The following is an 11942-nucleotide window of genomic DNA, read 5'->3' on the forward strand; positions in this document are numbered from 1 at the left end:
CGCCCGCCCGAACGGTCCGGCCGACGTCCCGGCGTCAGCGTGCGGCCAGCCATCCGCCGATCCGCCGAGCGATGTCGGGACCGGTGAGACCGAGTTCGGCGTGCACCTGGCCGCGCGAGGCGTGCTCCAGGAACTGTTGCGGCACCCCGAGCTCGCGGGTCGGGATGTCCAGCCCGGAGTTGCGCAGGCGGGCCGACACCGTCGAGCCGATACCGCCGTGCAGGCCACCGTCCTCGAGCGTGACCACCAGCCGGTAGTTCTCCGCGAGTTTCAGCAGGGTGTCGGAGACCGGCAGCACCCAGCGCGGGTCGATGACCGTCACCGAAACCCCTTCGGAATCCAGCAGAATCGCCGCTTCCAGGGCCACCGCCGCGAACGAGCCCACGGCGACGAGCAGCACGTCACCGTGCACCGCCTGCACCGAACCGCCGTCCGGCTGGGCCATCCGCAGCACGTCGATGCCGTCCAGCCGTTCGACCGCGGAGATGTCTTCGGCCACACTGCCTTTCGGGAAGCGCAGCGCCGTCGGCCCGTCGTTGACGGCCAGCGCCTCGGCCAGTTCCTCCCGCAGCGTCGCGGCGTCGCGCGGCGCGGCGACCCGGATGCCGGGAACGATGCCCAGAACCGACAGATCCCACATGCCGTTGTGGCTGGCGCCGTCGGAGCCGGTGATGCCCGCGCGGTCCAGCACCACGGTGACCGGCTGCTTCAGCAGCGCCACGTCCATCAGCAACTGGTCGAAGGCGCGGTTGAGGAACGTCGAGTAGATCGCCACCACCGGATGCATGCCGCCCAGCGCGAGCCCCGCCGCGGACGCCATGGCGTGCTGTTCGGCGATGCCGACGTCGAACATCCGATCGGGGAAACGCTCCCCGAACGCCGCCAGTCCGGTGGGCCCCGGCATCGCCGCGGTGATGGCGACGATGTCGGCGCGGCGCTCCGCCTGCGCGATCAGCTCCTCGGAGAACACCGAGGTCCAGCCGCGCGCCTTCGGGCCGCCGACCGGGACGCCGGTGAGCGGATCGATCGGGTCGCAGGCGTGCATCTGGTCGGCGACATGATTCTCGGCGGGCGCGTAGCCGCGGCCCTTCTGCGTCACGGTGTGGACCACGACGGGGCCGCCGAAGTCCTTGGCCCGGCGCAGCGCGGCCTCCAGCGCGACGACGTCGTGGCCGTCCACCGGACCGACGTACTTCAGGCCGAGATCGCTGAACAGTTCCTGCGGGCTGACCGCGTCCTTGATGCCCGCCTTCACCGCGTGCACCATCGAGTACGCCGATTCGCCCACCCGGGGGATGCTCTTCAAGATGCGCTTGCCGGTGTCCAGCGCGTGCTCATAGGCCGGCTGGGTGCGCAGCGCCGTCAGCCGCTCGGCCAAGCCGCCGATGGTGGGCGCGTAGGAACGGCCGTTGTCGTTGACCACCACGACCACCGGGCGGTCCGCGGCGGCGATGTTGTTGAGCGCCTCCCAGCACATGCCACCGGTGAGTGCGCCGTCGCCGACGATCGCGACCACGTGCCGGTCCTGCCCGCTCAAGGCGAACGCCTTGGCCAGACCGTCCGCGTAGGACAACGCCGCCGAGGCGTGCGAGGACTCCACCCAGTCGTGGGCGCTCTCGGCGCGGCTCGGGTAGCCGGACAGGCCGCCCTGTTTGCGCAGCGAGTCGAACTGATCCTTGCGACCGGTCAGGATCTTGTGCACGTAGGCCTGATGCCCGGTGTCGAAGATCAACGGGTCGGCCGGCGAGTCGAAGATCCGGTGCAGAGCGATGGTGAGTTCGACCACACCGAGGTTCGGGCCGAGGTGCCCGCCGGTCGCGGCGACTTTGCGCACCAGGAACTCGCGGATCTCCTCCGCCAGCTCGCGCACCTGCGGCACGGTCAGCCGGCGCAGATCATCGGGCGTGTCGACCCGGGAAAGCACTCCCACCTGAACTAGCTCCCTCCGGATAGCGCATCTGATCCGATCAGTCTACGGAGCGGCGGCCGGTGCTCCCGCACGAGAACGATCACACCAACCCACACGGCGATGAAATGTGAGCCTCGACATACGGTACCCGGCCTAGAGTGACAGGGTGGCCCAGCCCGAGCAACTGGTCTCGCGGGCGATCGAACCCGGCGTGGTGGCGCGGATCGTCGACGACGTCCACCGGCGCTGCCGGGACGACCGTTCCGGAAGGCCGGCCGACTACATTCCCGAACTGGCTGCGGTGCCGCCCGACTCGTTCGCGATCTGCCTGGCCACCGCCGACGGCCGGATCTACGGGGCGGGTGACGTCCGGACCGGCTTCACCATCCAGTCCATCTCCAAGCCGTTCACCTACGCCCTCGCCTTGGCCGACCGCGGGCCCGGCGGGGTCGCCGAGCGCATCGACGTCGAGCCGTCCGGCGAGCCGTTCAACGAGATCAGCCTGGATCCGGTGACCGCGCGGCCGCGCAACCCGATGATCAACGCGGGCGCGATCACCGCCGCCTCGCTGATCGATGGCCGCGACTCGGCCGACCGATTCGAACGGATCCGGCGCTACTACTCGCGCTTCGCCGGGCGCGAGCTCGCGGTGGACGAGGCGGTCTACGCCTCCGAAGCGCGCACCGGGTACCGCAATCGCGCCATCGGCTACATGCTGCGCTCCTTCGGCATCCTCGACGTCGACCCGGACGAAGCCGTCGATCGCTACTTCCGGCAGTGCTCGATCACCGTCACCTGCCAGGATCTGGCGCTGATGGCCGCGTCGCTGGCCAACAACGGGCGCAATCCGGTGACCGGGGAGCAAGCGGCCTCGGCGGCGCTGACCGAACAGGTGCTCAGTGTGATGACCACCTGCGGCATGTACAACGCGGCGGGCGACTGGGTGACCACCGTCGGGCTGCCCGCCAAGAGCGGCGTCGGCGGCGGGATCGTGGCGGTGCTGCCCGGCCAGGTCGGGCTCGCGGTGTACTCCCCCCGGCTGGACGACCACGGCAACAGCGTCCGCGGAGTGGCCGCGTGCCGTGAGCTGTCGCGGCAGCTCGAATTGCACTTCCTGCACGTCACCCGGGCAGCGCGAGCCGCGATCCGGGCGGCGTACTCGGTGGCCGAGGTGCCCTCGCGGCTGCGCCGCCCGTCCGAGGAGATCGCCGTGCTGGCCCAGCACGGGCACCGGGCGCGCGTCTACGAGCTGCACGGCGATCTGCTGTTCGCGGGCGCGGAGCGCACGGTGCGGACCATCGAGGAACAGGCGGCCGAACTGGAGGCGCTGCCGATCGATGTGCGCAGGGTGGGAGAGGTGAGCGCGATCGCGGTGCGGATGATCGACGACCTGCGACACGAGCTGTTCGCGGTGGGTGCCCGGGTGGCGTTGGTCGACCCCGACGCCCGGCTCCGGCATCCGGGTTCCGGCATCGAGCCGGACGATCCGCGCGGGCCGGTGTTCATCGATCGCGACACCGCGACCGAGTGGTGCGAGAACATCGTGCTCGCCAACCATGGCGGCACCGCCGAGCCTGCCCGCACGTCCTTCACCACGAGGAACCACCCGGCGTTCGCCGGACTCGCCGACGACGACCGATCCCGCCTGACGGACGAGTTCCAGGTGCGCACTTTCCCCCGCGGCGCCGTGATCGCCGAACGCGGGAGTCCACGCTCGGGTCTCTACCTGATCCTCGAGGGGCGCGTGCGCCTGACCTTCGACGGCGCCGACGGACGCACGCACCGGCTGCTCAGCCTGTCGGCCGGGATGTCGTTCGGCGAGATTCCGATGCTGGTCGGGACGCCGTTCGGGAACGAAGCGAGAGCGGAGACCGTGGTTCGGCTCGCGGTGCTGAGCCCCGAACGGTTCGATCGGCTCACCGCGCGTGCGCCCGGGCTGAAGCTGGCCCTGCTCGAACAGCTCGCCGCCGAAGCCTTCGCACAGATCGACGCGGCGGTGCGGGCGATCGCGGCGCGCGGGGGCGACTACTGAAGCGGGCACGATGGTTCGGCAGGCAGCGACAGCGAGCACGAGGGAGAGTTCCGTGGGCAAGAAGACCGATTCGCGCGCAGGCATCGTCACCACCTACGGCCACGGCACCGCCCGCGCCACCCCGGACTTGCTGCGCGTGACGATCTCGGTCGAATCGCGGGCGAGCAAGGTCGCGCTCGCCTACCGCCGGGCCGGTGAGCGCGCGGCCGCGGTGGCGCGATCGCTGCGCTCCGACGGCGTCGACGGCGCGGACATCGCCACCAGCGGTCTGACGGTGCAGACCGAGACGGTGTGGACGGAGGGACAGGGCAGCCGCATCACCGGATACCTCGCGAGCACGTCGCTGACGGTCGCGTTGCGCGACATCGGCGAGGACGCCGATCCCGGCCCGGGCACCGTCATCGCCGACTGCGTCGAGGCGGGCGGTGACGACGTCCGGCTCGGCGGTCTCGTCCTCGCCTTCGCCGACCAGGATTCCTTGCTCGTCCGCGCCCGCGACGCCGCGTGGGAGAACGCCCTCGCCAAGGCCGAGCAGTACGCGCGACGCGCGCAGCGCTCGCTCGGCGCGGTGGTGGAGATCACCGAGAACACCGCCGCCGCGCCTCCGGTCCCGCGCGCACAGCCGATGTCCGCGCCGCTCGAGGCGTATCGCGCCGCCGCCGTCCCGGTCGAGCTGGGCGAGAGCGAGATCTCCGCGGGAATCCGCGTCACCTGGCAGTTGGACTGACGGTAGGTCGTCAGCCCGCCAGGAACTCCACCCGATTGCCCACCGCGTCGTGCGTGTGGAACCCGCCGCCGCCCCGGAATCTCCGCCGGATCGGCCCAGACGACCGGATGCCCGGCGCTCGCGAGCGCTTCGGCAGTGGCGTCGATGTCGACGACGAACGCCGGATGGGGCCTTGGTGGCCGGGCGGAAGTCGGCTTCCACGCCGATGTGCAGTTCGCCGTCCGGGCCGCCCAGGCCGGGCACGCGGATCCAGCAACCGCCCCGGAGGGCCGGCAGCGGCGGCTTCGGCAGTTCCGTCCACCCAAGCACTCCGCTGTGGAAGCCGCGCTGCCCGGCCTTCCGCGCCTGGGGGACAACACGATTGGACGTGATGGATCATCGCTCCATCGTGCCGGATACCCGGCTCACGAACCGTGGCCGAGGCCTCGCACCAGCAGCGTGACCGTGTCCGCTCCGGCGTGCCGGTCCTTCGAGATCTCCTGGTATTCGGGTGATTCGGCCCAGGCGCGGAAGGAGGGCTCGTCAGGGAAGGACATCAGGACCACCTTCTCGCGGTCGGTGACGCCCTCGATCGTCTGCGGGGACTCGTCGGCGGCCAGCAGCGTGCCGGAGTAGCGGACGAAGACGTCCAGAAAGCGCGCCTGATAGCGATCGTAGGCGGCGCGGTCGGTGAACTTCAGTTGGGCGATTACATACACGGTCATGGCTGTGACTCTAATTGCACGGTTGCGCGGACCGGTGCGGGATTCGTGGCACCGCGCCCGAATCACCGCTGCGCCGGGGCGGTCGTGCCTATATTGGGGTCGTCACCGATCGGGAGGTCGCATGTCGTTCGCGCTCGTCGACAAACCACGGCCGCATATCGCACTGGTGACGCTCAATCGGCCCGAACGGATGAACGCGATGGCGTTCGACGTGATGATCCCGCTGCGCGAAGTGCTCGAACAGGTGCGCGCCGACAACGACGTGCGGGTCGTCGTGCTCACCGGCGCGGGACACGGCTTCTGCTCGGGAGCCGACTTGACCAGCGCGGGAAAGGTGCCGGACGTCGACGGGCTGACCGTCACCAGTGTCGCGCGGCGGTCGATGGATCTGCTCAACGACGTGCTGATCACGCTGCGGCGGATGCACCAGCCGGTGATCGCCGCGGTGAACGGCGCGGCCATCGGCGGCGGGCTCTGCCTGGCCGTCGGCGCCGACATCCGGATCGCAGCCGCCGACGCGTATTTCCGGGCCGCCGGGATCAACAACGGCCTCACCTCGGCCGAACTCGGCCTCAGCTACCTGCTGCCCCGCGCGGTCGGCGCGTCGAGGGCGTTCGAGATCATGTTGTCCGGCCGCGACGTCGACGCGACCGAAGCCGAACGCATCGGCCTGGTCTCGCGGACCGTTCCAGGGCCGAAACTGCTGGACACCTGCTACGACCTGGCCGAACGCATCATCGGCTTCAGCCGGGTGGGCACCGAGCTCACCAAACGCATGCTGTGGAGCGGCATGGAGGCGGGCGGACTCGAATCGCACATGCAGCACGAGGGCACGGCCCAGCTCTACGTCCGCCTCACCACCGGCAATTTCGACGAGGCGATGCGCGCCCGCCGCGACCGCAGGCCGCCGGCCTACGAGGACTGACCGCTCATCGCTCCAGCAGCGCCAGGCATTCCACGTGGTGCGTAGCGGGAAAGGCGTCGAAGGCACGCAGGTCGGCGAGCCGGTAGCCCGCGGCCCGATAGAGGCCGAGGTCACGAGCGAACGCGGCGGGATCGCAGCCGACGTGGACGATTCGCGTCGGCCCGCCTGCCGCGACGGCGCCGATCACCTCCTTGCCGGCACCGGCGCGCGGTGGGTCGAGCACGACGACATCCGGAGCGGCCCCGCCGACGTGTTCGAGCACCCAACGTTCCACCCGCTGGGCGCGCAGCTCCACCCAGGGCAGATCGCGCAGCGCGGCGGCGCCGTCGGCCACGGCGGAGCGGGCCGATTCCACCGCGAGCACCACACCGGTGCGCCCGGTCTGCTCGGCGAGGCGCGCGGCGAAGACCCCCGCGCCGCTGTAGAGATCCCAGGCCCGTCCGCCGGGCCGCAGGTCCGACCATTCCGCGATCAGATCCGAATACCGTTGCGCCGCACCGCGGTGTGCTTGCCAGAAGCCCGTAGCCGCGACCTCCCAGCGACGGCCCGCCACGTACTCGACCGCCCGCCCGCTGCCCTCGAACACCCACTCGTCGCGCGCCGCGTGCGCCGCCGCGCGCCGGGCGGACGCCGCGCGCCGGTCGTCGCGGCGGGTGCCATCCACGGCAGTCCATTCGCCGCCTGCACCGCGCCGTCCCCCGCGCCGGTCACGGCGGTGCGGCCGGTCGCGTCGACCGGCTCCCCCGCCACCAGGCTTGTCCCGGCCACCTGGCTCCCGGCCGCCACCCGGGCCACGCCGCTCCCCGCCGCGACGGCCCTGCTCCGCCTCAGCGGCGGGCGCCAGCTCGACGACATGCCGGATTCCGTCACCGTCCACCGCGATCACCAAGTCGGCGCCGGGTGTCCACTGCCGGTCCGCGATCCCGTCCAGCGCACCCGCGACCGGTTGCGGACACCGCAGATCCGCGATCACGTCGGTGCTGCGGTAGCGGTGCACGCCCGCGCGACCCTGTGCGTCGATCGCGAGCCGCACGCGTGTGCGCCATCCGCCGATCACGTCGCCGGAGCCGATCGGCTCCACCAGCACTTCCCGCTCGATCCCGGCCAGCCGCCGCAGCTGTTCGGCCACCACCGCGGCCTTCAGCGCGCGCTGGGCCACCGGTGTGGCGAAGGAGAAATCGCAGCACCCGGCGCCACCGGGTCCGGATACCGGGCAGGTGGCCGGTACCCGATCCGGGGACGGCTCGAGCACCTCGACGGCGTCGGCACGGCAGAAGGAGCCGCCGCGATCCTCGGTGACCCGCACCCGCACCAACTCGCCGGGCAGACCGTGCCGGACGAACACCACACGTCCCTCGTGCCGTGCGACGCAGAAGCCGCCGTGCCCCGGCGGCCCGAGCCGCACCTCGAACGTGCCGGTCCGCCGATCGCTCATGCCGAATGCTCCCCGAGCGTCATGTCCGGTCCTCGTATCCGCGCCGCACCGCACCCGGCGCGTTCACCACTCCGGGCGTCCTGGCCCGCGCGGAGGAGCTCAGCTGCCACGGCACGCTGGTGACCATCACACCCGGCTCGAACAGCAGTCTGCCCTTCAAGCGCAGCGCGCTCTGGTTGTGCAGCACCTGTTCCCACCAATGGCCCACCACGTATTCGGGGATGAACACGGTCACCACGTCACGCGGGGCGTCCTTGCGCACCCGCTTCACATAGTCCAGCACCGGCTTGGTGATCTCGCGATAGGGCGATTCGATCACCTTGAGCGGCACCGTGATGTCGCTGTTCTCCCACTCCCGCACCAGCGCCCTGGTGTCGGCCTCGTCGACGTTCACGGTCACCGCCTCCAGCGTGTCCGGGCGGCTGGCACGCGCGTAGGCGAGGGCGCGGCGGGTCGGCAGATGCAGCCGGGACACCAGCACGATGGAGTGCGAGCGGCTGGGCAGCACGCCGTCCCACTCGTGCTCGTCCAGCTCCCGCGCGACCGAATCGTAATGCCTGCGAATCAGTTTCATCACGACGAAGATCGCGATCATGGTAAAGATGGCGATGTAGGCGCCCGCGAAGAACTTGGTGATCAGCACGATCACCAGCACCGCTCCGGTCGCGCTGAGCCCGACCGCGTTGATCACCCGCGAGCGCTTCATCCGCGCGCGCTGCGCCGGGTCGGTCTCGGTGCGCAACAAACGGGTCCAGTGCCGCAGCATGCCGGTCTGGCTGAGCACGAACGACACGAACACGCCGACGATGTACAGCTGGATCAGCTTGGTGACCTCGGCGCCGAACAGCACCACGAACGCGATGGCCGCGCCGGACAGGAACAGGATGCCGTTGCTGAACGCCAGCCGATCGCCTCTGGTGTGCAGCTGGCGCGGCAGGTAACGGTCCTGGGCCAGAATCGAGCCGAGCACCGGGAACCCGTTGAACGCCGTGTTCGCGGCGAGCACGAGGATCAGCGCGGTCACCGTCGTGATGAAGAAGAACCCGAGCGGGAACCCTTCGAACACGGTCTCGGCGAGCTGCGCGATCAGCGTCTTCTGGTGATAGTCCGACGGTGCGCCGGTCAGGTCGGCGGTGTCGTGCGCGTACACCACCCCGATCTTCTGGGCGAGGATGATGATTCCCATCAGCAGGACGATCGCGATCGTACCCAGCATCAGAAGCGTGGTGGCGGCATTGCGCGACTTGGGTTTGCGGAACGCGGGCACGCCGTTGCTGATCGCCTCCACACCGGTCAGCGCGGCGCAGCCGGAGGAGAACGAGCGCGCGATGAGGAAGGCGAAGGCCAACCCGTAGAGGTGCTCGTGTTCGGCGATCAACCCGAACCCCGCCGATTCGGCCCGCAACTCCTCACCGAGCACGAAGATCCGGAACAGGCCCCAGCCGAGCATGACGAACATGCCGACGATGAACGCGTAGGTCGGAATCGCGAACGCGGTGCCCGATTCCCGCACGCCGCGCAGGTTCACCGCGGTGAGCAGGGCGATGGCCACGACGGCGAACAGCACTTTGTGCGTGGCGACGAACGGAATGGCCGAACCGATGTTGGACGCGGCCGAGGAGATCGATACCGCGACGGTGAGCACATAGTCGACCAGCAGCGCGCTGCCGACCGTCAAACCCGCGTTGGGTCCCAGGTTGGTCGTGGCCACTTCGTAGTCGCCGCCACCGGAGGGGTATGCGTGCACGTTCTGCCGGTAGCTGGCCACCACCACCGCCATGACGAAGGCGACCGCCAAGCCGACCCACGGGGCGTACAGGTACGCCGCCACCCCCGCGGCCGACAGCACGAGGAAGATCTCTTCGGGAGCGTAGGCCACCGATGACATGGCATCGGAGGCGAACACGGGGAGCGCGATTCGCTTCGGCAGCAGCGTGTGACCCAGCGAGTCGCTACGGAAAGGCCTGCCCAGCAGCACTCGCTTCGCTGCCGTCGTCAACTTGGACACTGGAGCGAGCATAGGCCCCCGCACAGGGGATCGCGCGGGTGGCTCGCAGGTTTGCTCGCCCGCTGGAGGGGGAACGTGGCCGGTGGAGTCATTCGACGGGTAGCGTTCGACCGAACGACAAAGCAGACCGAACACCATGGTTCCAGGAACGAGGTTGCACGGTGTACGTAGTGATCATGGGGTGCGGGCGCGTCGGCTCGTCGCTGGCCCATGCCCTGGTCCGCGTAGGTCACGAAGTCACCGTGATCGACCGGGACTCCAGTTCTTTCCTGCGGCTGGGGTCCGACTTTCCCGGTGAGCGGGTGACGGGGGTCGGATTCGATCGAGATGTGCTGATAAAGGCCGGAATCGAGCGGGCCGACGCGTTCGCGGCGGTCTCCTCCGGCGACAACTCGAACATCATCTCCGCCCGGGTCGCCCGGGAGATGTTCGGCGTCGAGCGGGTGGTCGCCCGCATCTACGACGCCAAGCGCGCCGCGGTCTACGAGCGGCTCGGCATCCCGACCATCGCCACGGTCCCATGGACCACCGACCGCTTCCTGCGCGCGCTCATCGGCGACACCGGCACCACCACCTGGCGTGACCCCACCGGAACGGTTGCCGTGACCCAGCTGACGCTGCACGAGGAGTGGTACGGCCGCACCGTGCGCGACTTGGAGCAGACCATCGCGGCCCGGGTCGCGTTCATCATCCGGTTCGGCCAGGCGCTGCTGCCCGACAAGAAGACCATCATCCAGGCCGACGACATCGTCTATGTGGCCGCCGCATCCGGCGCGGTGGGCGAGGCAGTCGCCCTGGCCGCGAAGCCCCCAGCGAGCGAGGACTGAACATGAAAGTGGCCATCGCCGGAGCGGGCGCTGTCGGCCGATCGATCGCCAGGGAACTCCTGCGCGGTGGGCACCGGGTCATGCTGCTGGAGCGACAGCTCGAGCACATAGATGCCGCCGCCATCCCGGACGCGGTGTGGGTGCACGCCGACGCGTGCGAACTGGCCCTGCTGGAACAGGCGGGACTGGAGACCTACGAGGTCGTCATCGCGGCCACGGGTGACGACAAGGCGAACCTGGTGCACAGCCTGCTGGCCAAGACCGAATTCGGGGTGCGCCGGGTGGTGGCGCGGGTGAACGATCCGCGCAACGAATGGCTTTTCGACGGTTCCTGGGGTGTGGACGTCGCGGTGTCCACACCACGGCTGCTCGCCTCGCTGGTCGAGGAGGCGGTCTCCGTCGGCGACCTGGTGCGGCTGATGACGCTGCGCCAGGGCCAGGCGAATCTGGTCGAGATGACGCTGCCCGCGGACACCTCGCTGGCCGGCAAACCGGTGCGCACGCTCACCCTGCCGCGCGACGCCGCCTTGGTGACCATCCTGCGCGGCGGCCGGGTGATCGTCCCGCAGCCCGACGACGCGCTGGAAGGCGACGACGAGCTGCTGTTCGTCACCTCGGTGGAGGCCGAGGAAGACCTCCGGCTGGAGCTCGCCAACTACGGCATCAGGCCATAACTCCCCGTACACGGCCGGACGCGGGTCGTCGGCGAAGCGCCGCCGGAGCACTAGGCGGCCAGTCGCAGCTCCGCGCGCAGCTTGTTCAGCGCGCGGTGCTGCATCACCCGCACCACGCCCGGGCTGGTGCCGATGGCCTCGGCGGTCTGCGCCGCCGACCAGCCGAGCACGATGCGCATCACCAGCACCTCGCGGTGCGCGGGGGCCAGCACCTTCATCAGTTCCTTTGTGGCGGCGCGCCGCTCGGAGGCCAGCGCCCACTCCTCCGGCCCGGCGGCGGAGGACGCGTAGTCCGGCACGTCGGCCATCGGGTAGGCGGGGTGCTGCTGCGAGCGGCGGAACGCGTCGGCGACCTTGTTGGCCGCGATGCCGTAGACGAAGGCCAGGAAGGACTTGCCCTGATCGCGGTAGCGCGGAATGGCGTTCACGGTGGCCAGCAGGACCTCCTGCACCACGTCGTCGGCGGTGACCTGCAGATGCGCCGTGTTGCCCAGGCGCGCGCCGCAGTAGCGCCGCACCAGCGGGTGCACGATCCGGATGATCTCGGCGACCGCCTGGCGATCGCCCGCGGCCGCCGGGCCGATCAGCTTGTCCAGTTCGGCCGATACCCGCCGGCTCTCCGAGAGAGCGGGATTGTGGGTCTTGGGCAGCGCCGCGGTGTTGTGCTCGGTAGCCACGTCCGAGTCCTTTCTTGCCGATCA

At 70.2% G+C, this 11942-nt stretch carries 10 protein-coding genes; 5 read left to right on the forward strand and 5 right to left on the reverse strand.

From position 1 onward, the window contains the following. Positions 1-34 precede the first annotated feature (34 nt). Positions 35-1930 (reverse strand): 1-deoxy-D-xylulose-5-phosphate synthase, encoded by a 1896-nt coding sequence (gene dxs, locus GVY64_RS01835; RefSeq protein WP_159838017.1) that lies wholly within the window; start codon positions 1928-1930, stop codon positions 35-37. 193 nt (positions 1931-2123) lie between these two features. Between dxs and glsA the strand changes: the two genes are divergently transcribed. Beyond that, entirely contained in the window at positions 2124-3941 is a 1818-nt protein-coding gene (gene glsA / locus GVY64_RS01840) for a glutaminase A (protein WP_159838271.1), read from the forward strand. A 52-nt stretch (positions 3942-3993) separates the two neighbouring features. Further along, positions 3994-4668 (forward strand): SIMPL domain-containing protein, encoded by a 675-nt coding sequence (locus GVY64_RS01845; RefSeq protein ID WP_159838018.1) that lies wholly within the window; start codon positions 3994-3996, stop codon positions 4666-4668. A gap of 404 nt (positions 4669-5072) precedes the next feature. Here the strand turns inward: GVY64_RS01845 and GVY64_RS01855 are convergent, their stop codons facing one another. Next, the gene (locus GVY64_RS01855) at positions 5073-5372 is read right to left on the reverse strand and encodes a DUF1330 domain-containing protein (protein ID WP_159838019.1); all 300 of its coding nucleotides are present in this window, start codon (positions 5370-5372) and stop codon (positions 5073-5075) included. Between the two features lie 121 nt (positions 5373-5493). Between GVY64_RS01855 and GVY64_RS01860 the strand changes: the two genes are divergently transcribed. Next, positions 5494-6297 (forward strand): enoyl-CoA hydratase, encoded by an 804-nt coding sequence (locus tag GVY64_RS01860; protein WP_159838020.1) that lies wholly within the window; start codon positions 5494-5496, stop codon positions 6295-6297. Between the two features lie 4 nt (positions 6298-6301). Here the strand turns inward: GVY64_RS01860 and GVY64_RS01865 are convergent, their stop codons facing one another. Together GVY64_RS01865 and GVY64_RS01870 are read right to left on the reverse strand one after the other, a co-directional pair. Further along, entirely contained in the window at positions 6302-7732 is a 1431-nt protein-coding gene (locus GVY64_RS01865; RefSeq protein WP_159838021.1) for a class I SAM-dependent RNA methyltransferase, read from the reverse strand. Between the two features lie 19 nt (positions 7733-7751). Next, positions 7752-9740 (reverse strand): APC family permease, encoded by a 1989-nt coding sequence (locus GVY64_RS01870; protein WP_159838022.1) that lies wholly within the window; start codon positions 9738-9740, stop codon positions 7752-7754. Between the two features lie 161 nt (positions 9741-9901). Between GVY64_RS01870 and GVY64_RS01875 the strand changes: the two genes are divergently transcribed. Then, positions 9902-10567, forward strand: coding sequence for a potassium channel family protein (locus GVY64_RS01875; protein ID WP_159838024.1), 666 nt, complete (start codon positions 9902-9904; stop codon positions 10565-10567). A 2-nt stretch (positions 10568-10569) separates the two neighbouring features. Next, on the forward strand, positions 10570-11241 hold the full coding sequence (locus GVY64_RS01880) for a potassium channel family protein (protein ID WP_159838026.1): 672 nt from the start codon (positions 10570-10572) through the stop codon (positions 11239-11241). A 50-nt stretch (positions 11242-11291) separates the two neighbouring features. Here the strand turns inward: GVY64_RS01880 and GVY64_RS01885 are convergent, their stop codons facing one another. Then, entirely contained in the window at positions 11292-11918 is a 627-nt protein-coding gene (locus GVY64_RS01885) for a sigma-70 family RNA polymerase sigma factor (protein WP_159838028.1), read from the reverse strand. Positions 11919-11942 lie beyond the last annotated feature (24 nt).

This window comes from Nocardia sp. CY41 (assembly GCF_009829325.1).
In the GTDB taxonomy this organism is placed as follows: Bacteria; Actinomycetota; Actinomycetes; order Mycobacteriales; family Mycobacteriaceae; genus Nocardia.